Annotated in this window: 30 protein-coding genes; 2 read left to right on the top strand and 28 right to left on the bottom strand. The window is 41.1% G+C overall.

Annotation, left to right across the window (positions count from 1 at the left end; genetic code table 11):
• Positions 1–6 precede the first annotated feature (6 nt).
• The 17 genes from EGM47_RS15090 to EGM47_RS15010 form a co-directional block, all read right to left on the bottom strand.
• On the bottom strand, positions 7–1,347 hold the full coding sequence (locus tag EGM47_RS15090) for a hypothetical protein (protein ID WP_124981664.1): 1,341 nt from the start codon (positions 1,345–1,347) through the stop codon (positions 7–9).
• A gap of 34 nt (positions 1,348–1,381) precedes the next feature.
• Positions 1,382–1,870: a phage tail tip lysozyme gene (locus EGM47_RS15085; RefSeq protein WP_124981663.1), complete on the bottom strand. Its 489-nt coding sequence runs from the start codon at positions 1,868–1,870 to the stop codon at positions 1,382–1,384.
• Positions 1,863–2,150 carry a hypothetical protein gene (locus EGM47_RS15080; RefSeq protein ID WP_206052201.1) on the bottom strand — a complete coding sequence of 96 codons (288 nt, stop codon included), beginning with the start codon at positions 2,148–2,150 and terminating at the stop codon, positions 1,863–1,865. The genes EGM47_RS15085 and EGM47_RS15080 overlap by 8 nt, the downstream gene beginning before the upstream one ends.
• A complete protein-coding gene (locus EGM47_RS15075; protein WP_124981662.1) occupies positions 2,151–2,405 on the bottom strand; it encodes a hypothetical protein in 255 nt (84 codons plus the stop codon).
• Positions 2,402–2,590: a DUF7294 family protein gene (locus EGM47_RS15070; protein ID WP_124981661.1), complete on the bottom strand. Its 189-nt coding sequence runs from the start codon at positions 2,588–2,590 to the stop codon at positions 2,402–2,404. The genes EGM47_RS15075 and EGM47_RS15070 overlap by 4 nt, the downstream gene beginning before the upstream one ends.
• 31 nt (positions 2,591–2,621) lie before the next feature.
• Positions 2,622–5,219, bottom strand: a complete 2,598-nt coding sequence (locus EGM47_RS15065; protein WP_124981660.1) for a hypothetical protein — start codon at positions 5,217–5,219, stop codon at positions 2,622–2,624.
• Between the two features lie 22 nt (positions 5,220–5,241).
• Positions 5,242–5,709, bottom strand: coding sequence for a hypothetical protein (locus EGM47_RS15060; RefSeq protein ID WP_124981659.1), 468 nt, complete (start codon positions 5,707–5,709; stop codon positions 5,242–5,244).
• A gap of 24 nt (positions 5,710–5,733) precedes the next feature.
• The gene (locus tag EGM47_RS16405; protein WP_164510919.1) at positions 5,734–5,874 is read right to left on the bottom strand and encodes a hypothetical protein; all 141 of its coding nucleotides are present in this window, start codon (positions 5,872–5,874) and stop codon (positions 5,734–5,736) included.
• Positions 5,875–6,114: 240 nt separating this feature from the next.
• Positions 6,115–6,414, bottom strand: a complete 300-nt coding sequence (locus EGM47_RS15055) for a hypothetical protein (RefSeq protein ID WP_124981658.1) — start codon at positions 6,412–6,414, stop codon at positions 6,115–6,117.
• Between the two features lie 227 nt (positions 6,415–6,641).
• Complete coding sequence (locus EGM47_RS15050; RefSeq protein WP_124981657.1) at positions 6,642–6,869, bottom strand: CP12 domain-containing protein; 228 nt, start codon at positions 6,867–6,869, stop codon at positions 6,642–6,644.
• A gap of 21 nt (positions 6,870–6,890) precedes the next feature.
• A complete protein-coding gene (locus EGM47_RS15045; RefSeq protein ID WP_124981656.1) occupies positions 6,891–8,297 on the bottom strand; it encodes a glycosyltransferase family protein in 1,407 nt (468 codons plus the stop codon).
• Positions 8,297–11,347, bottom strand: a complete 3,051-nt coding sequence (locus EGM47_RS15040) for a hypothetical protein (protein ID WP_124981655.1) — start codon at positions 11,345–11,347, stop codon at positions 8,297–8,299. Before EGM47_RS15040 ends, EGM47_RS15045 begins: the two co-directional genes overlap by 1 nt.
• 44 nt (positions 11,348–11,391) lie before the next feature.
• Entirely contained in the window at positions 11,392–15,114 is a 3,723-nt protein-coding gene (locus EGM47_RS15035; RefSeq protein ID WP_124981654.1) for a glycoside hydrolase family protein, read from the bottom strand.
• A 196-nt stretch (positions 15,115–15,310) separates the two neighbouring features.
• The gene (locus EGM47_RS15025; protein ID WP_124981653.1) at positions 15,311–16,021 is read right to left on the bottom strand and encodes a T4 family baseplate hub assembly chaperone; all 711 of its coding nucleotides are present in this window, start codon (positions 16,019–16,021) and stop codon (positions 15,311–15,313) included.
• Between the two features lie 24 nt (positions 16,022–16,045).
• The gene (locus EGM47_RS15020) at positions 16,046–16,846 is read right to left on the bottom strand and encodes a hypothetical protein (RefSeq protein WP_124981652.1); all 801 of its coding nucleotides are present in this window, start codon (positions 16,844–16,846) and stop codon (positions 16,046–16,048) included.
• A 29-nt stretch (positions 16,847–16,875) separates the two neighbouring features.
• Positions 16,876–17,346, bottom strand: coding sequence for a hypothetical protein (locus EGM47_RS15015; protein ID WP_124981651.1), 471 nt, complete (start codon positions 17,344–17,346; stop codon positions 16,876–16,878).
• Positions 17,343–17,777, bottom strand: coding sequence for a TnsA endonuclease N-terminal domain-containing protein (locus EGM47_RS15010; RefSeq protein WP_124981650.1), 435 nt, complete (start codon positions 17,775–17,777; stop codon positions 17,343–17,345). Before EGM47_RS15010 ends, EGM47_RS15015 begins: the two co-directional genes overlap by 4 nt.
• Here EGM47_RS15010 and EGM47_RS15005 point away from each other — a divergent pair.
• A complete protein-coding gene (locus tag EGM47_RS15005; protein ID WP_124981649.1) occupies positions 17,776–18,792 on the top strand; it encodes a baseplate tail-tube junction protein in 1,017 nt (338 codons plus the stop codon). The genes EGM47_RS15010 and EGM47_RS15005 overlap by 2 nt on opposite strands.
• The gene (locus tag EGM47_RS15000) at positions 18,789–19,847 is read left to right on the top strand and encodes a baseplate wedge protein 53 (protein ID WP_124981648.1); all 1,059 of its coding nucleotides are present in this window, start codon (positions 18,789–18,791) and stop codon (positions 19,845–19,847) included. Before EGM47_RS15005 ends, EGM47_RS15000 begins: the two co-directional genes overlap by 4 nt.
• Before the next feature lie 67 nt (positions 19,848–19,914).
• Here EGM47_RS15000 and EGM47_RS14995 read toward each other — a convergent pair whose 3' ends face one another.
• Genes EGM47_RS14995 through EGM47_RS14950 form a run of 11 tightly spaced genes read right to left on the bottom strand, consistent with a single transcriptional unit; the run spans position 19,915 to position 24,767 of the window.
• Complete coding sequence (locus EGM47_RS14995; protein WP_124981647.1) at positions 19,915–20,175, bottom strand: glutaredoxin domain-containing protein; 261 nt, start codon at positions 20,173–20,175, stop codon at positions 19,915–19,917.
• Positions 20,172–20,351: a hypothetical protein gene (locus EGM47_RS14990; RefSeq protein ID WP_124981646.1), complete on the bottom strand. Its 180-nt coding sequence runs from the start codon at positions 20,349–20,351 to the stop codon at positions 20,172–20,174. The genes EGM47_RS14995 and EGM47_RS14990 overlap by 4 nt, the downstream gene beginning before the upstream one ends.
• A 50-nt stretch (positions 20,352–20,401) precedes the next feature.
• Positions 20,402–20,875: a hypothetical protein gene (locus EGM47_RS14985; RefSeq protein ID WP_124981645.1), complete on the bottom strand. Its 474-nt coding sequence runs from the start codon at positions 20,873–20,875 to the stop codon at positions 20,402–20,404.
• Positions 20,868–21,329, bottom strand: a complete 462-nt coding sequence (locus tag EGM47_RS14980) for a DUF4385 domain-containing protein (protein ID WP_124981644.1) — start codon at positions 21,327–21,329, stop codon at positions 20,868–20,870. Before EGM47_RS14980 ends, EGM47_RS14985 begins: the two co-directional genes overlap by 8 nt.
• Positions 21,329–21,796: a hypothetical protein gene (locus tag EGM47_RS14975; protein ID WP_124981643.1), complete on the bottom strand. Its 468-nt coding sequence runs from the start codon at positions 21,794–21,796 to the stop codon at positions 21,329–21,331. The genes EGM47_RS14980 and EGM47_RS14975 overlap by 1 nt, the downstream gene beginning before the upstream one ends.
• Positions 21,797–22,720 (bottom strand): hypothetical protein, encoded by a 924-nt coding sequence (locus EGM47_RS14970; RefSeq protein ID WP_206052200.1) that lies wholly within the window; start codon positions 22,718–22,720, stop codon positions 21,797–21,799.
• 30 nt (positions 22,721–22,750) lie between these two features.
• Positions 22,751–22,903, bottom strand: a complete 153-nt coding sequence (locus EGM47_RS16400) for a DUF7191 family protein (RefSeq protein WP_164510918.1) — start codon at positions 22,901–22,903, stop codon at positions 22,751–22,753.
• The gene (locus EGM47_RS14965) at positions 22,890–23,243 is read right to left on the bottom strand and encodes a DUF1825 family protein (RefSeq protein ID WP_124981642.1); all 354 of its coding nucleotides are present in this window, start codon (positions 23,241–23,243) and stop codon (positions 22,890–22,892) included. The genes EGM47_RS16400 and EGM47_RS14965 overlap by 14 nt, the downstream gene beginning before the upstream one ends.
• Positions 23,240–23,461, bottom strand: coding sequence for a late promoter transcription accessory protein (locus EGM47_RS14960; RefSeq protein ID WP_206052198.1), 222 nt, complete (start codon positions 23,459–23,461; stop codon positions 23,240–23,242). Before EGM47_RS14960 ends, EGM47_RS14965 begins: the two co-directional genes overlap by 4 nt.
• A 20-nt stretch (positions 23,462–23,481) precedes the next feature.
• On the bottom strand, positions 23,482–24,108 hold the full coding sequence (locus EGM47_RS14955; RefSeq protein ID WP_124981640.1) for a putative 2OG-Fe(II) oxygenase: 627 nt from the start codon (positions 24,106–24,108) through the stop codon (positions 23,482–23,484).
• Positions 24,105–24,767 carry a PD-(D/E)XK nuclease family protein gene (locus tag EGM47_RS14950; protein WP_206052197.1) on the bottom strand — a complete coding sequence of 221 codons (663 nt, stop codon included), beginning with the start codon at positions 24,765–24,767 and terminating at the stop codon, positions 24,105–24,107. The genes EGM47_RS14955 and EGM47_RS14950 overlap by 4 nt, the downstream gene beginning before the upstream one ends.
• Positions 24,768–24,782: the final 15 nt, after the last annotated feature.

Below are 24,782 nucleotides of genomic sequence, written 5' to 3'. Positions count from 1 at the left end.
TTTTAATTACCATCCTGACTGGAAATGTGATTGTAGTCTGAGTTGTCCACCTAAGACTGGGGCAGAAATCGGACCACCGAAACTAATACCCACCTCAGCGATGTTATTAGTTGAAAGTAACGTTGCATCAGCATTAGGAAACTGAATCGTTACTGCCTCAGTGATGTTTGAAACGTCTATCGTAACAATACCGTTAAGATCATTTGGGTTATTGATCTTAGTATCTTCAAAGGTCTTGTTAACAAGAGTTTGTGTCTTTAATTCTGTAACCAAAACTGAAGACTCAGATGTATTTAGGGGAGCAGCAGGGTCGTTATTTGGAAAACTGAAAGAATAATTTTGGTTGTCTTCAATGTTTGACAAGTCAAAAGTTACTTTCCTATTAATACCTACACCTGCAGTGGTATCTGCGAAGATAGCACCCTGATATACCTTATTACTTAGTGTCTGAGTTGAGTCTGTACCGACGAGAGTAGCATTAAGATCGTCAAATGTGATCGTGCGATCAGCAGTCAGACCAGAGGAATCAAAGATAACCTGTGCTGTTGGGTTTTGAGGATCACCAGAGGGAGTATTCGAGAATGTGGGGTTAACCATATTCTTGTTGAATATATTCTGCTCTGTAATGTCGTCGATCAGAGTTGATTGTGTTTGTGTTGCACCGAAATCAGGCAGTCTATAAATGTGTGTGCCTGGTGATTGCCATGCGTCACACTCTAACTTAGCAATCTTATCGGTAGATGTAGATCCAGTAATAGACAACTCATTATCTTTGATGATAAGAGTTTTATTCGTCAGTGTCTGGAATGTATCATTAGCAACTAGAGTTGTAGATGTGTTTGCACCTACATCAGGTAAGTCAAATCTCTTTGTACCTGACTGCGTAGAGATAGTATCTGCGTTAAAGAATGCTCTCTTAGCAGGGTTTTGGTCACCTGTAAGATAGAATTCAACGTCCTTTAGTTGAGTGATACCTTGTACAGTAAAATAACCACTACCCTGAGGAGTGATTTGCACGTTACTGTTTGCACTAGCAGTATCTATAGCAGTGATGTTGACCGTTGAAGATCCATCAGTGTTTGCTACTCTAGTGTTATAGATTGTCGCAGATCCAAAGGTAATACCAATCTCGTTAGGTTGTGCTTGGTAGAGTCCTGTGTCCCTGTCCAAATCGAAACATAGACCAGGCGTGGTTGCTGTACCTGCACTCACACCTCTATGCAACTGGTTAACTTTGGCTTTGCGGTTAGGTTGTAATGGGTCAGAGATAACTACAGGGAGAATCGACTCGCCAGTAACCTCTGCGTCCGTTATCGTACCTAATTGTGATATTCTTTTGGTTGCCACAACCGCTCGCTATTTAGTTACAACTTTATTTATACTACTCAAGAGTCAACCTTGACGCATATTCATTAGCGTAGGTGCCTCTAAGTCCGTATACACCCCAACCCAACCAATAATATGCAGGTTTCATATAATCAGAGATAGATCCTCCATCCTTTTTAAGGTCTGGAAGAATGTGTTGGAATTGATTTTCATTTATCATATAACGAGTCTGACACTTGAGAGTGCTAGGGTCGCAACCATATTTGTTTGCGAAGGATCCTAGTCCATCATACCTTGCTACGGTAGTCCACTGAATCAGACCATAACCACCTGTATAACAGTTTTCGTATTTTACTCTTGCTCCTCCCTCACAAATATCAGGGTGAAACAATGATTCTTGTTTAATATTGCCCATAACAGTTGCTAGGGCATTCTTGTCTGTAATTCCTATTTCTTGTAATTCTTGTAATACATGTTGCTCTGCTTTAGTTGCGTCTGGAAGACTATAGGTCATCAGACTAGCAATCAATGTAGCTTCAAGCATCGGGCACTTCCTCAAAATTAATAACGTATCCTTCCAAGTCCCACATTAATGGGTGGCACTCTTCCTCACAAAGGTAGCACGAATATTTGAATAAGTCTTCCATAGTGTATTCTGAAGACGTTTCTGCATCTAGAATAATCTCCTCGTCTTGTTGCATAAACTCTGGCAACTCATCAAAGGTGTATGGTATGCCATTGATTTTATAGCACTTGACGATTCGACGTCCTTGATCAGGTAATTCTAGATAACAATAGTTTTCGCTTACCTTGACCTGTAACATTTAAAAATCCTGTGTCATTTCTCTCATGGACTCTGCTACATATGCTCCAACAGCACCAGGATCTGGGACAAATTCCTCAGCGTCTGGGATGTTTACATCATCTGGAAGTTGAGTGTAACCCATGACTGGGGTCAACAAAACTGCCTTTTCATCTTTTGTAATAACTTTAATCGTATGACCCTTTGCACAAAGTTTCAAAGCAAAATCAAAGTTACTTTCAATCTCTTCTTGAGAGAGAGTAATAATAGTACTCATGGTGTGATTGTAAGTAGATCATTCGGGAGCACTGTTTTGAAGTTGAGAAGGGTTTCAGAGAAACCTTCACATCCTTCCTCGTCCCACTTGTATTTAACAACTTCTTCATAACCTGCCTCATCAAGAATGGTGATCTTGCGTTGGCTCATCTTCACGAAAACGTGAGCGACTGCATCTTCGTCCATAGTGTAGGGGTGAGTATCCCTACATCATACATCAATTCAACAAGACTGGCAAGCCATAGATCTGGGCGGGTCCTGAGGAGCACCCTGCAGCGAAGAATCCAGTATTCACACCGTATGATGCGATACCGTTGTTTACTTGGTTAATGATAGCACCACCTGCTGCGTTAACGATCTCAGCGATACCACCTGACGATGTGTTGACAAATGTGAAGTGTGCACCAGTTGTCCCTGTTACCACGTCTGCCATACCACCTACCATCGTGGTCGCATTAGCAATACGAATGTGTAGGGGTGGCATCAATGGTGGGATGCCTGGTTGATCAACACATGCATCAACGATAGATCCTTTAACCATCTGGAATACACCAGAGATCTTAGGCACAACGTCAAGACTAAACATATTAACATATGCCAACTCACCAGATCCTAGGAATTTACTGATCCAGTTTGCTTCCATGGTGATCTCACCATCAGCAACTAGGTCAATAGCGTTACCTTCAATCTTAGTTACTTGTGCTGCTACGTTGATCTTGTCGGCTGCTTGTAGTTTTATATCAGCACCTTGCATAGTGACAACACCACTATATGCAATAGTGTGGTCACCATGTTTCACTTCAACAGATGATTGCTCTTTATTACTACCTGACTTCGTAGGCACGGCTAGAGTTGCACCGCCAGGTCTACGTCCATACCTATCACTACCTGGCTCTTTAGGATACTCAGGATAAATTTCTTGGCTATGGATCTGTGTAGGTGGTTTATAGAAATTAGCAGGAGTTGCAGCAGCTTGCGGTTGCACTTTCTCAGACTGATTGCCCTTCTGAGGTTTAGATGACCCTGTTGTTTCAGTTGGATCACCATTACTCTGATTGACATTCATCGCTCCAACAACTTCGATATTGAAGTTACCCATAACCTTGAGGTGATAGTCGCCCTCTACAGTCAGTGTTTTATTACCTTTGACAGTTTCACATGAGTCCTTGGCAATGATTCGTGTGTCATTGTTAGGGACATTCTTATGCACGTTACCAAGTTTATCTTCAATGGTAGATACACCGCCAGGTCCTGAAACAATACGTTTCTCTCTCTTAGGTGTAGCATCTTCAATGATGCTCGTGCCGTTAAGATATGTTGTGGTCTGTTGTCGATATGGATCTATTTCACCATAGAAGTCATTAAAGAATCCTCGACCAGTCTTCTGTGTCTTACCCCAGTTACCTGCAGGTAATGGTGCACCACTTGCTTTGAGTGCCTCTCCAAAAGTTTCACATTGGGTGGTGCCCAATAGAGGAAACCACCCTTTCGTCTTCGTGACCTTCGTCGTTCGTCCGCAGTCCTTTGCGAATAATGCTTTTAATATACCTAAGATAATACCTAACAGAGATCCCCAGTCCAACTTAGAGAAGTCTGTAGTAAGAATAGATTTGATTTCACCTGCAAATGATTTGACTCCTCCACCTTGCGACACACCTAAGATGCCATTCATCACCGTGCCGATCATATTTGCGGTATCTGACATTGCATTCTGTGCACCTGTCAACATACGGTCGATGATTGAATCTACCTTACCTGCAACACCGTCAAGAGCAGTAGTAATCTTGTCTGTAATGGAGTTAGCAATACTGTTTGCAAAACTAGAGAGATCACCAAGTGCACTGTTAACCAGTCCCAACCATGCAGGCATTGGTAAACAGAAAATGTCTAGAATCTCATTCAAGTAAGACATCAACAGTTTAAGCACTGCCATTGGCACAAACTTAGATAGCACTTTAACCATCAAGTTTACTGCTTTGGAGATTGCCTCTGCGATTGCTTGCTTAAGTGGTGCAAGCATACCTGATAGACCACCACTTACAAAGTTTACAATCTTATCCAGTCTATCTTTAATCGGGTCGCCAGGTATAATTTTACCAGTAATGATAGAAGTATATGTGCCGTTTTTACCTCTAGCAAGTTGGTTTGCCATTGATCCCAACTCGTTTAACATACGAGATAGGTCAGTCTTAAATCCTTTTCCTGCTGATCCATTGACACCATCTGCAACACCTTGCATCTCAGATGGGACGATTGCAGGGTTAGTTGAAGCGTCACCATGTCCAGAGTTGGCTACTGCTGCTTTACCTAGTGCACCTCTAGATTCATCTTCTTTTCCTGCAGGATCTGCAGGTGGTGCAACAACAGCAGGAGCAGTATTACCTGAGTTAACTTTTCTACCAGTTAGATCTTCTGCCTGTGGTGGACTATCCTTATCTGACTTTGATTCTTTCGGGTTAGCAGCAAAAGTATCACCTTTCTGATCAGATCCTTTAACAGTATGGAATGCACCCATAACCATCGGGATCTGTCCCTCTTCTCCGTCCATGAAGAAACCAACGACCATTGCACCTTCTTGCAATGACGCTGTAGTACCGATTTGTTTTACTTGTGCTTTATCAGTAGGGACAAGACACATTGCCCATGGCAATGCTTCTGTTGGCATCTTTTTGAGGTAGTCCTCAGAATCATTACCACCAGTATGCCACCCATAGATTCTTACCTTGCAACGACCGAGTTGCATCGGGTCTTTATTAGACTCGACCTCCCCGACCCACCAAGTGAATCCATCTGATCCAGAATAGTCTGTTAGCATTATAATAGGGTATGGATATAATTTATTTAGGAAGCTTTAAGAAGTGGAATTCTCCATCCTTCTCTTCTTTTCCCCACACAAATGCACCTGACCTTAGTCTACGACCATTATCGAATGACCAGTAGTCGGTGCCATTAAATCTTGCGAGTGCAGTGATGTTAATATCATTGACAATACAAGGACCGTTGGTTTCTCCCCACCATGTCCCATCGTCCATTCTGACGAAAACAAAACCGCATCCTTTCTTGTTTCTTTTAAGGTCTAACGTATCACACTCAATGATATCATCATGGATACGTTTATACTTTGCTCTAAAATGTTTATAGGGTTTATCACGTCCCTCATACTCATACCAAGATCTACATTCTAGTATCTTGCCCTCTTTTATCTCAGTCCACTCAATATGTATGAGTGGCCACTTCTGTGGATCTGAATATGCTTGAGATTTATTTGAGTAATGTCCACACAGAGCCTCTTCAAAGCTACTCATCGTCTGAAACGCTACAAGCTAATTCTATTTGTTATTGTGTTTCTTGTCAAGCCCCTTTTGTGCTTGCTCTTTCATTAATCTAGCGTATAATATTTCTGCTTTAGACCAATGATCTGGGTCTTTAATAATTTTTTTTGCTGCCTTTTTTATTTCTTTTAGTCGCATGTGTCATATTTGTCAGAGTTTGCTAACTCTATTTATAACAAATACTTAACGTTTTACATCATGGGCACAACCGTCACCCTTGTAATTATCCGTGTCGTAATATCCACCTCTAGACCCAAAGTATAGAGTTGCCATCACAAACGGAAAAGCACCCCAAAAAAGTATGTTACCTAGCATCAATATACCTCGCTACACATACTCCCCAAAAAGTAAATGCTCCAAAAAATATTAGATATTCCATTAGTCTCTTTGCCTCCAATCATCAGGTCTATCTTGATGAAACCAATCAGCAATATCGTCTGGATTAATGAAACCCCTTTTGTGTTTACTTGAATCGGGGTCTCCAATATTCAAGTTATTCAGAAAAGAATCGTCTGGATTCGTTGCCAACCTCCTTGCAGTCTGCAACATGCCTCTAGCACTAGTGTTTCTTTTAGATAATTTTTCTGCCCATATCATATCTTCTAAACCTACTTCTTGTCCTGCTGCGATTGACTTGCATATTCCTTCAAGTCGAAGACGATACTGGGTTGATAACATACTTTAAGGTTGTTTCTTTAATTGTTCATAGAGAATTGCTTGCATAAAAGATTTAGGTCCTTTTTCAAGCAGATCTTCCTTCCACTTGATACTTTTCAGTGAAGGAGGATTTTTAAGTTTGTTTGTCCTTTTACGACGTGCCATTACTTTTTAAATACACCTGCCTTTGCAAGCAAGTATACAGAAAGGGACGTCCAAAAGATGATTTCAAGTCCTATATTATTCATTTAATCTTCATAAATTAGACACTCTGGCTCTTCTGGATGTTGGTCACAGAATAACTCTAATGCGTTTGGATCGTGGTGATCCCCTGCCTTGATCTCTTCTTTGTGATGAGATACATAGTCTTCCAACTCGTGCAATTCGACTTCAATATGCCGACGCATTTGTGGATTTGTGGTAGGATCGCTAAGGATTTCTTTATCCTTCTCGATGTGTGATTCAATACTTTTCATGTGATACCTGTGTGATTACTACTATTTATCCTCTCGGATGCTATCTTTGGTTAGATATAAAGTAGTGGTTATACCCTCTTTTCGGTAGACGTGTTTAAGACTTGCAATCAGATACTTGCCACTATATATCCGATCTTGTTTGACATCCTTTTTATTATCAGTTTTTGATGATGGGATGCTAACTTTAATAATCTCTCCGATAGTTAAGGCGGTATTGCCTGGCACGACAATGGTTAGTTGAATAGCATTTAGTAATGCATACCTAGCAGTAGCATACGATGAAACTGATAGCGTGTCAAGGTATGTCTTGGTTCCCCCTTCTGGATCACCACCACCTGCAGGTTGATGTATCCAAGTTGGCATAACTCTTAACTTAAATCTAGTAGCAGGTTGTTGATCAGAATCAAATCCTGTCTGTTGAAATGGTCTACCAGTATCAATAGTTGATGCTTTCTTAAATACCTGCTCGTATGTGACTTCAAAGTTTCTACGACTTACTTCTGTTTTATTTTCACCACTCCCTGATCCTGTAGGTAGTGCAGATACACTGAGAGCAGGGACTGATACTCCAATCACTGATGTCTTATATAATCCTGATCTTAGTTTCTCTAAGTGATTAACTTTATCTGGGAATGATATACTCTGGATCTTAAAATATTCTTTCTCATCTTCTACCTCTACACCTGACTGCATGTAGGTGTATGTATTGATTTCTTTGTTAGGTGACCCTTCACATAGTTTGTCAATAGATTTGAAATGGAATCCATGTTTATTCTCATAGAATAAGAAACCTGATTGCATTTTAGATCTTTGACCTGATCCTGCCTGCCTCAATACCTTGTCACTAAGATATGTAATGACATCATATGGTCGCCAGTTAGGACAACTGAAACATACTTTACTAGGTGTCTCAAAATTTTCTTTCTTTACCTTCTGTCCACCCTTTAGGAATTGTTTCGTAATATACTGAGGTATATTCTCCTTGTCCTTATGCTTCTCACAAGGTCCGAATGCACCAAATACTCTGTTTGCTTCGTTTAAGAATGTTTCATGTGACACACAATGCAAGATATACATCGCTGCTCTTTCATTCTTAATGAAACTACCCATCTTGAATACTCTGAAGATAACCTCTAGAGGATCATCCTTTGAGCTCTCTGAAGTAATCTTAAGCTTTACAATCTCTTTACCACGAATGTTTTTATATAAGTCAATAGCATCAACGATTGATATATCACACCTTAAGAATGGACTATCAATAGACTCATAGTATTCTACAGACGCAACAAGATCTCCAATATCATATACATCATCACCCTTTAGTCTTGTCTTAGGTGACAACGCTTCATTCCACACCATCTTACCTGTTTCACCAAAGGCAATGGATGCTTCATTCAGCTCTACAACTTTTGCTCTTCTATTTGCCATTACTTAAGTCTAGGTGTGTAATCAAGGTCTGCTTTCACCTCTCTAAATCTAGTAAATTTAGATAATAGGTATGGATCTGCCTCATTCCATTGCTCAAAGTTAGGTGTAACAACAGGTGTATTCTCAGGTTGTGATGCTTGACCTTCCCCTCCCTGAGACATCTTTGCTACTGCTTCATTCTGTGCTTCTACTGCAGCACCGATTGCTTGGTTTGCTTCTTCTTTTGCTCTTCTCCTGTCAGAATTTTCCTCTGTTTTGAATCCAAGTAATTTTTTACCAGTATCAACAACCTTATTAAAGACTTTTCCTGCCTTATCTAGGGTAAATTTAACTGCCATTACTGCAGGATCTCTCATCTCAGTCCTTGCTGCAGGATCCATTTTATTTTCTGGTTTGACCCTATTCTTAAATGCATACTCACCTCTTATATTCTTCTGCTGTTGTCCACTGAAGTTTCCACCTTCTCTACCTCTATCTTTAGCACCTGATCCTCTCATTCTCTTATCAGGTTTGATAACGTCACCACTGACAGTTGTAGTAGGTGTAACCTTACTCCATGAATCTGCCATCTTTAAGTTAACAAACTCTTCGGTAGTCATATTCAAACCTTCTGAGCTACCGAAGTTAAACACTCTTCTCTTCTCTCTTGTGCCTAGTCCTAAGAATCCTGACTTAACTTTATGAGGAGGATACATGATCTTAACTTGACGGAATCCACCAACATTACCAGTATCTTCTACCTTACCACCTGCCTTTATTAGTGTCTTATAATTGGTGATATTCTTATGCTCACCACCTTTACTGAATGTAGGTAGTGCATAACCTTTTGCTGATGCCTCTCTCATTCTCCTAGAGGTTAGACTAGGATTACCTTTTGTTTTAGGTGTATTGAATGGGACTATGAATGCTGATCCACCACTTGCTTTCTTAGGATATCCAACCCACTCCAAACCGTGACCAATGAATGATGTAGATTTACCACCATCTAGTGATACAGGGTAACCAGACATAGGACCATTGATCCATCCACCTGCTGCCATCTGAGGTAGACGTGAATACTCACCACCACCTGCAAACCATGTCATTGGGTTAAACAGATTACGCTTCTTACCACCCTTATTCAAAGGACTATCTTCATCGGTCAATGTCTTGACCAACTTACCCATCAATCCTAGGACAGATTCTTTTCCTTTACCTATTGCTTTGTTTAGATCTCGGACTTCATTACCTTCTTTCTCTTGCTCTGCATTATCTGCATCTGCATCCTCTCCACCAGACGTGCCCAAAATACCCATAGGTATACCAAATACATCTGCAAGAGGTCTCAAGAAGTTACCAAGCATGGACTTCAGAGGACCTGGCAAGAATTTAGCAAATAGTTGTCCTATCTTCGCAATGACAGACACAATAGCAATACCAACCGCCTTGATTGGCATAGTGAATAGTTTAGCGAGTGCCGTCACCTTCTTACCCATGATATTTCGGATGACATTTGCCATGCCAAACATGTCGTCTAACATGCTACTCTTAGGTGCTTCCCCACCTTCATCCATATTTGGGACTACTACAGCACCACCTGCTGCCTTTACCTCAACACCATACTTAGCAAGCTTTTCAGCTCGACTCATGTTGAAGTAAGCAACATATTCATCTGTTGAAACTTCTTTATCGTTAATATATGCCTGACCAGTATCCATATTGAATCGACCTGATACGGTCTTCTTCACAGTAGTCTTAACAGGTTTTTTCTTTGGTTTTTCTGGTTTTTGCTTCTTATCTTTGTCTTTTCCACCTGCAAAGAAACCTAACACGAAGGTCAATGCCTTCATCAATCCGATCAAAGGTGCGAATGCTACTGTGCCAAAGAATGCACCGACTTTCTTTATGAGTGGTAGAGAAGGCTCAATAAAGTCTAAGACCGCATTAAATGCACCACCAAGTGCCTTGAAGAATGATCCTGCTGCCTCTTGTATAGGTGTAAAGATTGCTGAGAATACACCACCAATCGCTGCAAAGAATTTCTGGAATGGCTCAATGATAGGCTCCATTGCCTTACCAATACCACCACCTACAGCACCACCAACAAATGCACCTGCTGCACCTGCCAACATGCCTGCACCAGGTATACCAGTTGCTGCTCCAAGTGTGCTACCGATTGCCGATCCTGCACCTGCACCAACACCTGTGCCTATTGCTTCAGCTTGATCTGCACCACTCAAACGTGCTGCTGCATATGCACCACCACCTATCAATGCAGTACGACCTAACGTGCTTCCAATTACACCCTGACCTACTTTCCTGAGCTTTCCTCCCAGTTTAGTTGCCTTCATCAAGTTGGTGACCATGCCAAACAGCATGCCAACCACTGCCTTGATACCTTTGATTGCAAGCATAGGATTCTTAAGAATCGCAAATGTTGCAAATATAGGTGCTACTCCTAATGCAAATTGCAATGCCCCAAAGAATCCTTGTAGTGATAGTGGATTCTCTAGAAACTTCAAAAGACCACCACCTGCAAAACCAATTAGTTTACTGGTGATTTCAAATGCCCATTTACCTATTGAGAACAGACCTTTCGCAAGACGCTGCACCTTATCTGGATTCTTTGCCATCCAATCAAAGATTGCAAACTTGACAATGCCTCCCATTATCCATGATGCAAGGCTGCCGAGTAATGCAAAGAAACCACCAAACGTCTTAGCAGTTGCTTCAACAAGACCACCAATAACTTTACTAGATGTGGTCTCTACCTGTGCTGCGTCGTCTCTCTTCTCTCTTTGTTTTTCTTTCTTATCTTCTATCTTCTGACGTGCTGCTGCTCTTGCTTCGTCAGCTTCTTTTTTCTTCTTATATCTGTCCTGTATACCTTTTTGTGAGATTTGGTATTGCACCATATCTCTCATGGTAGTAGTTTGTTTCTCTAGTGCCAGTGCAATGGAGTTTAGTGTGCCACCAAGACTATTCTGTGCAGAAAGATTAGCTTTCAACCCAGTTTGGATCTCTTTTGTTTCTTTACTAGCATTATCATCCACGCCCTTAAAAGATACCATCTTATAAAGGGCAGGTTTCTTAATAACTGTCTTGGGTTTGTCCATTAGCGTCTAAGAATACCTGGCGTTAAAGGCATAATAATTTGCTGTGGTGATCCTCCACCACCACTACCTCCACTATTTATTGGGACAGGAGTAGCTAATGGCACAACAGTTGGAGTCATGTCACCTTGTTTTAACTCCTCTTCTATTTGTGCACCTTCCCTCATAGCTTCTTGATCTTTTTCGTTATTGTTTTCTACTCGTTGATAATTGTCTATTGCATCAGTAACTGTCTGCTGTGGTTTAGGCTCTTTCTTACGTTTTACTTTTCGGAAGATATTAGCGATCTTAGTCATCAAGTCTTTGATAGTTGCCGTGGTTACAGGCTCATTTGCCTGTGATGCAGTCTCTGTGCCACCACCACCTGACCTATCTTCACCTGTATCAGAAACAGCTGATCCTGTGTCTCCTGTGAATGATTCGCCGAGCTCTCCACCTAAACGAATACCTGCAAACCAAGAAGTGCCACCACTTCTACCCCAGTGTGGACGATAGTGCCAACCTCTTCTAGGATTGTGATCATACTGATTCTTCAATCCATCATCAGCAGCAATACCAACGTGTGTGATAGCACCTTTATTAGTGCTACCACCTAAATCTCTATCAGCTTTCCATAATATAACATCTCCCATTTTAATTTGAGACCTCTTCCTTATCACAGTACCCATGTCAGTGCCACCAAAGGAAGCAGCATAGTTTCTACCACTATATGCTGTGCCTCTTGGTGTATCTAAGTCACCTTTTTTAGTCCTCTTCTCAGCATAACTATGTCCTGCTTTTGCAAGTGCTAATCTTGTAGTCCAAGCACACATGTCACTGACATTTTTCTTACTACCGATTATTTTTTTGGCACCTTCAATAATTGCTTTTCCCCCCATAGCAAGCTCAGGGAAAATCTTATTTCTTCCGTCACCACTAAATTTCTCTTTGTATTCTGGGTCTTTTGGATCTACTTTTGTTTCGCCACCCGCAGCAGCAAACTGAATACCAGCTCGCTTACTTTTACCAGATTCCATGACGCCTGCTTCATCATTACGACGCCAGTCATTTATGCCACCGTTATGACGAGATAACTTATTACGGTATGCAGCAATAACTGGACCGTAATCACCACTCTTCAGTGCCTCTTGCACAGTGCCTTTAATGCCAGCTCCACTTAAAGATCCATAGTTAAAGACTACAGACTCAAGAGCAGCTTTTACTCTATTAGGTGCATTGTTATAGACACCACCAACCTCATCAACGAGGCGTTTACGGTGCTCAATAATATGCTTTGATTTAATCCAATATGCTTCCTCTTCAGTGATCGTGTCACCTTTCTTGACCTTTCCTTCTAAACGGAATCCAGCTGGATAGTATGTTGCACCAATGCCAATGGTAGGAATTTTCCAACCGTGAGCTGGATCGGCATATGCCTCTGTCCTCAATCCCTCATAGCTGCCTAGAAGTGCTGCAAACTTCTCATCAAATCCACCAGGAATGTTTTGGACTGAAGTAGTGTCACCTCCACCTGTAGTGCCAGATCCACCTCTCATCTCTGTAGATGCATCAGTCTCTTGACTACCTCCACCACCTACTCTATTTTTTCTCTCCTCTAATTTCTTAATACCATCCTTGAGGATACCAATCATACTATATCTACCCTTCGCTATCATTGAGAAGGTAGTGCCTAGAGAGCTTCTAGGTTTTTGTCTCTCCTCTCTCATGGTGTCTACCTGTGGTGTAGGTAGTGCTCTTACTCCACTTGCTGCTGCTCCACTAGACCCTACACCTCTACCAAATGCCTGACTGACCTGTTGCATTTCAGGTCCTAATACTCTCTTTACAGGAGGTGAGAATACACCAAACATGTTGATACCACCAACAATAGCATTCTGTAGTGATATACCAACCATGTCAGTTGCTTTCAGCATCAGTGCAATATTAGGTGGCATAAAGTCCATACCACCTGCTGCCTGTATTACTCCACCTGCAGCCATCTGAGCTGGTTGCTCTATATTTGGTCTCTGTCTTATAATCTTAGGTTTTATTACCTTTTTCTTATCTACATCCCCACTAATTGTTTCGGGTTTGGTAAACTTTCCACCCTTATCAAACTGCTCAAGATCTGGTTTCTTGTCTGCACCTTTTGCATTTGCTACCTGATCTAACTCTATATCTCTGCCAGGATCCTTACGTCTTATAACATCCCATGCAAATCCTATGGGATTTAAGGTAAATGCGACGATATTCTTAATTAAATTGAAGGTAAACGACAATACTTTAAAGATTGTCTTAATGGCACCACCTAATACGAGACCCACAAACTTCATAATAGGAGTAATTGCCTTCATGATAGTGCCGACAATATTCCCCAGTGCCCTAAAGAATGTGCCGATCAACTCCTTCATCGGCTCAATCAATGGCATAAGAGGTGCTAAGAATACCTCTTTCATCATGTTGAATGTGCGTGCAATAGGCTCAAAGATAGGTTGAATAATAGGTCCTATCTTACTACCAATAAAATCACCTAAGAAGTCACCGATAGCAGCACCGATCATAGGTCCGAAAGGTCCTAAGAATGGTAAGAATGCTGCACCTGCTGCTGCACCCGCAATACCACCAACTGCTTTACCTACACCTGCACCTACTGCTGTGCCTGCTGCTTCACCTGGTCTATCTCCCCCAAACGCTCTAGCAAGTCCACCAACTGCAGATGTAGCACCTGCCAACATAGTGGCACCACCGCCAGGTATCCTTCCTTTGATTCCTTTGAATGCGTTACCCATACGTCTGGAAGCACCCATCTTGGCACCACTGATCTTAGACGTTGGTCTAACTCTATCGTTAAATGCTTTTATACCGCCAGGCTGCTTACGAGCTGCCTTACGCATCGTCTCATACTCTTGTTTTGTATAAAAACGATTAGTCTTTTTATCGTAATATCCGTCCTTTACTCTTGCTTGTGCTTGTTGTGTGCCTTGCTCTACTTGCTTAGCTTCACCAAAAATATTTGTTAGTCTACCTACATCACTAAACAACTTCCATGGCATTATGATGTATTGTGCACTTCGCAATACAGCGAGTCCTGTAAGTAGTTGCAGTGCACCCTTGAAAAATCTAAACGTGCGATTTATCTTTCCTTCGTTGAGATCACTATAATCTCCGAACATTCTAGTAAGACCGTCACCAATAAATCCCACACCCATTCGGGTGATTTTATATGCAAACTTAACTAGTGACGCTACTATCTTAAATACTGTCTTTATTGCCTCTCCATTCTGCTGCATCCATGAGAGACCACCAAAAAGGACAAATGCACCGAATATAGAGCTGAAGAAACCACCGATACTATTCATGATTTTCATGAATGGTCCTAATTCCCTCTTCTTATTCTCTTCCTGCTTTGTTATCTCTTTTCCTTCGTTAACCTTCTCAGCTATGTCTTCTGACATATCACGTTTAACACGCTGTTTCTCTCTCTTTTTCTGGACTTTAAGGCGTGACGCTATGAGTTTCTTCTTCTTATCCTGCTCTGCGTTATATTTGTTTTCCTCTTTCACCTCATCCATGAGGTAATCTTTCTGGAATTGAGTGATGATAGACATCTGCTCAATCGACTTACCAATACCCTCAGTGGTCATACCAAGTCTGTTCACACTCTTCCGAAGTCCATTCATGTTGGTGCCGACCGCAGTCGTGGACTTGAAAGGTTTAACAGTAACGAATGACCGTATTGCTGACATTAGAGATTAACACGATTCCTATTATTCTCTGCTGCACGGCGTCTTTCCTCTTCTTGGAGGAAGGCGAGTAACAAATTAACATAGACATCACGCTCCCATGGGATCATATTCTCTAACTCAGTCAAAGAATATTTGTGATGTTGCATCAACGCAAAGTTAGTCTTGTATAAGTTTTCAAGACTGTCATGCAACAGACTTATGCGAAAAAAGCCGCTAATCCCTCAAATGTGATGTCATTATCTTTTTTGGTCTTAGGATTCCGCACGCTCATGGTATAACTGAGTTTTGGAATAGTTTCAAAGAATTCTTGGATCTTCGCAAATTGGTCTGAATTTAGACTTTCTAGAAAATCAACTGCTTCTTTCTTAGTGAAACTATCATAAACCTCATCACCATCAAATGCTTGTCCAATACAACTTGCTGCAAGTTGGAAGACATCATCAATGGTTTGCTCACCTTCTGTCATATTCTGTTGGACGAAGATATCAAGTGAAGGATACTTCATGATAACTCCAACATCATCAGTAAACATGATTTTAGGGTCATGACCATCAGGCACTTGTAATTCAACCTCATTCAGTGGCACAGATACATCTACCTGTGTTTCACCGTCATCTGGCATTGTTACCTTGAATTCACTGACCTCACCGACCGCCTTCGATCTGATTTTGAGGAAAACATACTCAATTTCAAAAGTCGCGAGTTTTTCAACTTGCTTGTCCAAGAGAGACGTGCAGTTCTTAATGATAGTTTTAACTGCCTTAACCATCTCCTTCTCATCCTTCGATTCCATGGCGAGATAGAGTAGTTTCTCTTCTTTAACAAGGAAAGGACGGTAAGTAAGTTTCTTACCCGTGATCGGGATTTCAAGGTCATGCTCAGGTAATGCAATTTTGGGTAATGGCATAATATATCCAATATGTAATTTTATTTAGAGACCAAATCCAACGAAATTGTTGAGACCTGTGTCTATACTCAATGCATCTAGCACTCGTGTATTTTCCATGTCGATAACGACATCTTCAATAGCACCTTTAAACATTTTTGCATTGTTTGGTGTGTCCATACGATATCTCTCATAGTAGAAAGATATATCTAATTTGATTAGATCTGTAGGTCCATTATTTAGCGTGATCGCAGACATGTCAAATGGGAATGCCCCATACATTGTCCAACAAGCGGATACACCGTTAAATCTTTGTCTTGCAGTCGCATTCTCACCGTTGTCTTGTCGTTGCTTTCGTTTTCCAACATAATTAGATCCTAACTCCCACTTAATAATACGCACTTTACTGGTATATTGATCGTAGAATCCAACTCTGTTTTCTGAGTCAGATGCAGTATAATTCATCCATCTCTCGAAATACTCTCTATGATACATGTCTTTAGGTAGCAAGAATGATACTTGCATTTCACTAAAGGTAGTATCAGTAGCGAATCTTCTCATAGCACCTACGTCTCTTACTGTGCCAACAGTAATACGTCTGCCAGGTATACTTACAGTGTCAGCGTAGAAATTCATCATTTCGACGTGCTCACGGTATCTCTTCATTGTAGTTTGATCTTCAATACCTACAAGACCAAGCAACTTATCCAGAAACTCAATACCTGTTACATCTTTTGAATGAAACAGTCCACCAATCGATGACATCACAGGTGGTGGATCGATTGCTACTTGGAAGAGATTAGATCGTGCAGGTGATTTATTACCTGACCCGATCAATTCTCTCATACTATTGATAGAATTGGGTTGGCGATACATTAGACTCGGCTCCAGATTACGCTACTAGGCACTTCCACTTTGACTCCTGCTCTCGTAAACAGAAACTGCTCTAGAGGGAGTGGGACATAATCTGTAAATGCTGTAGGGGGCACTATGTATATATTAGATGCACTAGACATAAAGTATTTATGATAGCAACGTGAGGGATATGTAGTTGCACCTCCTGCCCACGATTTTCCTACTATTTGTCTAGCAGATGGGCGTAAATAGTGTATATTACCACCACTAAACTGTCCTAAAAAGTTATCTACGTCAGTTACAAGTGTTAATGGGTGCATGTCATACCAGTCTAATCGTGCTGACTGTGCTACATAGTCATAGAATAGTATGTCCCCTTCTTGTATAGGACGCCCTAAGGACTCTAGACCATATCTAACCTGTGAGCGATACCAGTCCTTTGACTGACTTCGCCCTGCTGCTAGATCTTTTACGTCTTTGAATAGACTCATACCTTAAGGTGTTTCTCGGTGAGTATCATAAATTCCATGTTTCGGTCAAGACAGTATTCAGTCGCTGCTTTCCATTTTGCCTGATTAATACCGTAAGTCTTGACTTCAGTGATATATTTCTTTGTTTGTCTCTTTGGTCGTTTTGGCACCATACATTGTTTCTCTGGTTTCACCTCAACGATGTATTTCTTAATTACATTGTTTCTTGTGCGTGCTTTTACATAGAAATCAGGAAAATACCTGTGCACACGACGATCTACAGGTGACACATAGGGTATAACGATCTCTTCACTACCCCATTGGAGCACATTTTCATTCTTATCACACCAGACCATAAACTTTCTTTCCCACAAACTCCTATAAATAATATTTGTAGGATCACCTTTATATTTTTTCGGTTGTGATGGTCTGTATCGTCCCGAATATGCCATGGCAAATAGACTATTAGTATTCCCCAGATCAAAACCTTATGGTGCGTCTCGCTCTGAGAGTAGAGGAGATGTATCGCATCATGACGCCTATCCTACACAGGTGATTGATTATCTAAAACTTGACATCTTTGATAGTCAAGAAGGTAACCCATACAACAATATAGGTGGAGATTCAACAGCGACAGTAAGTCACTCTATTTATTTATACCTTCCTCCCAAACTTTCCGAGCAGTTTAGTGCTAACTACACCAACCACAAACTAGGTCAGGTTGGTAGTCAGATGGTTGGTATCGGTGCAGAGGGTTTCCAAGACGAGGGATTTAAAGATAAGATCCAAACTGCTGCAGAAGGTGCAAAAGCACAACTTGGTTTTAAGATGGGTGCAGATGCCATCAATAAACTGGTTGGTATGACTGGTGGATCAAGTAGTCTTACTGCTAACAGTATTTCAGCATTAACCCAAAAACGTGTCTTCAACCCCTACGAGGAGACTACATTTGAGGGTATGAATTATAGAAGACATAACTTTAACTTCAAATTAGTGCCTAAGAGTGCGAAAGACGTAGAAATGATTGGTGAGATCATCAAAACTCTTCGTATCGCTATGTTGCCTGGCAGCAGTAAGAAGAAATGGTTGACTATACCTGATTACTTCAAAATCGGTATTGTTAGATATAGTGATGATGGCACAACAGAAAGAATTTCGACACCTGGCGATAAAGGTGGCGTATTACAAGATTTGTATCGTTTCCCAACAAAACTTGTGTTGACAGACATGGGAATTGACTATTCTCCTGACGGTAACTACGCAAGTCTGAAGTCATTCTTTGGTGAAACAGATAATTACTCTGACTATGATTATGGTCCTGTGAGTTATAATTTAGCACTTACATTCAGTGAGACTGCTCTTCCAATCAAAAACTTCTACGACTCTGAGTATCAGTATAACGAAGAGGGTGAGTGGAATTGGGATGACTGGTCAGGTAATGAAGACGAAAATGCAACAGAATCATGAGCACTTACTTTTCCTATCTACCTAACGTTAATATTAGAAAAACTGGTTATCGGGCAGATAGCACGTCTCCTTATATTAATGCAAAGAATATCTTTCGCAGGATCAAGATCCGTAGTGAGTTAGATGACATTATATTGGGATTTGAGAAGTATTATGTCAGAAACAACGAAAGACCAGATCAACTTGCCCAGAAGTTTTACAACGATACTAAGTATGACTGGGTTATCTTGTTATGCAACGAAATAACCAATCTATACAATGATTGGCCAATGAATGAATACGAGCTAACCGAGTATGTCATTAGAAAATACAATTTTAGCACTCCTAGCGATATTGGTAAAACAAGACACTGGGTCACTAGGGAAGTTAAGAAGGATGGTAGGGTGTTTCTACCTGCAGACTTGGAAGTGCCCGAAAACTTCGAGTTTACACTTCCTGGCGGAGAAGTAGTAGAAAAGGCAAATCTTGTAAGACCCATTTCTTACTATATGCACGAAATGAGGTTAAATGAGAGAAAACGTCTTATTTACATTTTACGTCCAGATTACCTAGATGACTTTGTAGAAGAATTCTTCAGTTTGGTCTCATATCTTCCAAATGACGAATTAGAGGCAGATGTCTTCGGAAAGGAAACAAAGACTACTTTCCGCACAGTCGAAGAAGTCTTCAAACCTACAAAACGGACATATTCAACAGAAATCGGAAAAACACCTTCTATCACATTCTTGGCACAACAGCAACTTACGTCCAGAGTGTATTCACCTCTTGGTGGTGTTACTGCGTCTGGGGCAAATGTTGCATCAACACTCAGTCCATTTGATCAAGCGGGGCAGTTTACAAATGAAAGTAATACGAGCACTAGTGATAATAACACCTATAGCAGTGGCAGCAGTAGTAGCAGCTCAAGCAGTAGCAGTAGTAACAGTTCTTCTTCATCTTCTAGCAGTAGCTCATCATCCTCATCCAGTGGCTCTTCGGGATCTTCTTCATCAGGATCATCAGGGTCTTCTGGATCCTCAGGAGGATATAGTGGAGGGTATGGAGGAGGTTACTAGGTATTAATACTTAACGCGACCCCCCAGACAAAAAAATACCCCGAATTTTTTTTCGGGGTATCTGTAACTAAGAAGTCGATTTTGGTTTTCGACTTAGATATCCTTTCTCTTTCAAATAATGTAGTGCATCCTTCAGACCACCTAGATGTTTACTACCTAATGTAATCTGAGGGAAGTGTGCGTCACATCCAAACTCCATCTGAAATTGTTGATAAGAAAATTCGTCGTTGACATAATATACTCTATACTTGGCACCCAAACTAGTAAGTAGTTGACATGCTCTCTCACACTCTTGCGAGTTATCACTATAGATAACTGCTATATTCATGTCTGTCCTACTCGATGGGCAGCAAACTTATCGTGGTTACCATCGCCAGGCATTTTACCATAGGCAACGTATTCGATTGCTTGCATTGATCCTTCTAATCTTTTTAGATCGGATTCGTTTTTAACATACTCATCGTATGCTGATTGTAACTCTGCGTTTCGTGAAGACAGTTGCATAGTCCTCTTTGTGAAACGTTGTATGAGTTGCTCGTAAGATTCTACTGGTTTCATTCACCTAATCTGTGGATAACAGGTTTTTCATGTTTCAATATATTATATAGTTTCATACACTCTGCACATGATACAGGGTAAAACTCTGCGTCAGGATTAAAACCATCATACCTCTTTGCTTGGTTGATAACGATGCTTCCTTCTTTTCCTGACTCTGATCTATGGAATGTGCCACGAGGTATAATCAACGCACCACTATGCACATCAAGATGCACAATATGGTATGGGAATTCCCATTGCTCGTTAACTAATTCAAACACTCTGGTGCCTGACACCACTCTGTTGTAGTCGTCTTGAAAGGAATGTATATAAAATTGCTTCCCTCCTACACAATCAGGTGGTGGTGATACAGCAGGTCCTGTGTGCACTACCAAGTCAGCAGCAGTAGATTCCTCTACTGATATGTCATAAAAAATAACACCGTCTGTTTCTCTAAACACACGGTGTTTCTTAAAATGTACGTCACTCATGTGACCGCCACTCCTTTCTCATCTGTTTATATGTATCATTCTTTGCAACAATATCTCTAACTTGTTTAAATATTTTAGCAGACTGAGCATATTGATTAGTCAAATGATCTGGATCTTGGGGTCTTACGTTACCTTCTTTATCATATTTCTTTCCTGTCTTGTGATTAGCGTATCGTCTTGACCTAGTAAAACCCATCTCCAAAAACTTACGACACATATCCATGCCTATAAAGTCTTCGCTATCTCTATAGTCTAGATACATAGCGAAGATTTTATTAGCAGACTTTACTGCAATCTCTGGAGTCTTAAATCTCCAATGAGCACATATGTCGTTAGTATAAGGGCGTACCAGTAAAACTCCTTGCTCCCCCCTTCCAATGCGATAAAGCATCCGAGTTTCTGCATCTGTAAAGTCAAGAGTTTTGTAATCGAGATCATAGTCAAACTCCTTCATCAACCACCGTCTGCTTCACAACCTACGATAGCACCGCTAACGATACCAAGAGGGATAGACCAGATATAAGCATCTGATTCAGAGATCCCACCTGCAATACCGCCACCAAGGATACCGCCTAAGACGGCACCTTGTGAGCAATCATTGTTGTCTTCCTGTGGTGCAGGATCAGGGACTGGAATGCCTCTGATAGGAGGGTTAGGTCTTGGTCTCCAATACCTATCTCCATAGCAAGGGACAGGGACAGTCTTGCGTTTGTAGTCAACGTAACCAGGACTCTGTGAGGTACCAGGAATATATACTTCCTTGTATCGTTGCTCATAGCATTTGCGAGAGCGAGATCCAGACCACCCACGATACTCACGCTCACCAGTATAAGGACTGATTGATCCGTTGTGGTGTGCGAGAGCAGCAGTTGGAGTGGAGATGACACTCAACAGTGTCATGGCAGTTAACATTGACTTCATTTAGTCTTCTTCCGCTAGTTTTGCAAAGTAGGAGAGATCTACATCCTCATCCTTCTGTAATGATTCTACCTTATCTCCAAACCCTGTGCGAAGATCAGGGACACTTTGTGAAGTGTCTTCTGCTTCGTAAGTCTCAGGGTCAGGACGCTTAGGTGTAACCTTCAGCACAGAATTGAGACGTGTCTCCAACTCTTCATAGGTCTTAAACTGTGACTGATTAGTGAAGTCCTTAAGACTATAAGATTGTTTCCAAACTGCTTCCAACTCATCGTCAGTCATCTTACCTAGAGTAGATGGGTTAGCAAACCCACTCTTATCATAATTCCAGAAACCTGCAACCTTACAGATCTTCAGACGGAAGTCAGCACCTTTCCAAAGATCAAATGGATTGATTGCTTGCTCGTCTTCAAACTCAGGTTGTGCAGCAGCGACGATCTTGTCATGAATCTTCTTACCATACTTGTAGAGGAAGACCTTGCCCTCATTCTCAGGATTCATTTCATCCTTAACAACATAGATGTTGCTGTAGTATGAGAGTTTACGCTTCTGCTTTCTAGCAATTTCTTTATCAGAATCGTTGCCACTATTCCACAACTCACGGTTGAGGTCAGAGACAGGATCCTTTTGTCCAAGTGTTGTCAAACTGTTTTCGATATACCATCCACCAGGACCTTGGAAGGCATGACTCCAAACCTGTGCCCAAGGAAGGTCTTCCCCATCAGGCTCTGGAAGGAATCGAATAACAGCATACCCATTACCGCTCTTGTCGAGAGTTGGTTTCCATAGACGCTCATCAACTTGAGCACTGCCTGCAGGTTTTTGTAGTTTTTCAATCTCCTTTGTAAGTTTTGCAAAGGATGACCCTGAGGCTTTCTTGAGTGATGCAAATGACATCTTGTATTCTCCGTGTTTGTATTTTGGCATTTGTTGCCACCATTTATGGTGACATACTATTTATCCCTTGTCAAGGGATTGTGTGCGATTCTTGATGATGATATCCTTACCGTTGTGACTAAAAATAATCTCGTCGTCAGGATCCCACATCAATTCCTCCATGACATCGTTGAGACGCTTCATGTCTTCCCATAGTTGCTCAGGATTCGGCATTCTTTAACTCCTTCTTCCAACCTAACAATTTATCTTCCATTACTTGTAGCACAGACATGAGATCCATGCCACCTGTGGTCTTCATGGACATCGTATCAACTCTATCTTTAATAAAATCGATTGCCTCATCAGCACCTTCTTCATGTGATGCTAGTGCTAATCGTGCATAGAATACTTTCTGTTTTGCGATTAGATCTAAGGTCTTATCTATATGCTCTACTCTTTTCTTGATGTCATACTCTGCAAATCCTGCAGACATCTTGAGCAATTCAGTATAGGTTGTTTGAATATCTTCAAGTGATTCTCTCACTTGATCGCTGTGGAAAAAATCTTCTGTCATAGGGGGAGGACACCTCTAGAGGTGCGTTTAACGTAGTTTAATTGTTGGGCATCCCATTTAATTTTATCTTTGAGTGGACGAGAGATCAATTTGTTAACAACTTCAATCTCTATACCATACTCTTCACATACTGTAGTGACTGCTTCAATATAATTTAGCAGTCCTTCACTTTCTTTGACAAGGGTCTCTACTAGTGAAGTAAATTTTCCTTGTGTCATAAATTCTTTTTCAATGTCATTCATTTGGTGACCTCCACATACATGCGTGAGACTCCACCAGATTCAATGAGACCTGAGGGAAATGCATTTGCTGCGATAGTCATGCGGGGTCCATTAGTGGTGTTAGGTTGTGCGTAGTGTCTTATAGTAGGAGGAAAACAGATAAACTTACCTGCTTCTGTTGGCTCCTCATGCACTAGATGATATTTTGGATCAGTATAATCTCCGAAAGGTGAGATGTTAGTATTACTATACCATGGATTTGGCAAAAGCCAAACCGTTTTGTCTTGTGGTAGACCAGACGCATAGTAATTACTGCTCAGAAAACAATTAGGATGCGTGTGATCAAAGAAATAATCTGTAGGATCATTCTTGTTTGCCCAAGACGATACAAACTTTAGAGAGGTAGCGTTAGGTGCAATCTCTTTTCTTACTTCCTCTAGACACTCATTCATCCATGCAAACAGATCAGCAAACTGTGGTAGGTCATGCAACTGCTCACCTGTGCCACGCTCATTAATGCCTGCCCAGATCCAGTTGAAATCATTACGTTTCCACTTTAAGTTTTCTAATTCGTATGCAACCTTCTCTACATCACCAGGATAATAGAAACGAAAGAATGGTATGCCTAGAAAAGTATCTTTCATTGACGAGATTCGATATACTCTCTGTATTCTTTAATGTAATCAAGAAGTTTGTTAACATACTTCTCTTTATCATATCTCTGCTCGACTTGCATCTCGCCAGACTCTGATACAGATATTGTAACAAGTTTGTCAACCTCTATGCCAGTGTGCTCGTAATACATGTAAGCATACGCACTACACTGCACGAAATAGTTTTCCAACCACTCAGGTTTCTTCAATTCCCTTGTGGTTTTGAAATCAATTACAGCAAGTTCGCCATCAAACTCAGCAAGGCAATCAACACGGCCAGCGAGATATAGATTGCGAGAAAATAAAGGGGCTTCAATAAGGTGAATATTAGTAATCCGATCAAGATCCTTACGAGCAGACCTAAAAAGGTACGAGGTAAGACCCTCGCCTTCCGTACGGTTTTCAACATCTTCATTGCGTAAATACTTTTCTACTAGGTTGTGATACTTGGTGCCTCTCCAAGAAGATTTCATACGAATCTTCTCTGCCTCGTGGAAACCCACACGTTTTTGCCACTCAAGAATACCTGCCTTAGATTGGTGACCGATAACTGTAGTAACAGATGGCACCCATACATCGTCAAGTTTATAGAATCTACCTCGCTCTAAGGTGCGTGACTCTAATTCACAGATCTCCTTGGGAGATCCCACATAATTAAACATACT

The organism is Nonlabens xiamenensis (genome assembly GCF_003865345.1).
Taxonomy (GTDB): domain Bacteria; phylum Bacteroidota; class Bacteroidia; order Flavobacteriales; family Flavobacteriaceae; genus Nonlabens; species Nonlabens xiamenensis.
This window is presented reverse-complemented; position numbering and strand designations above follow the sequence as displayed.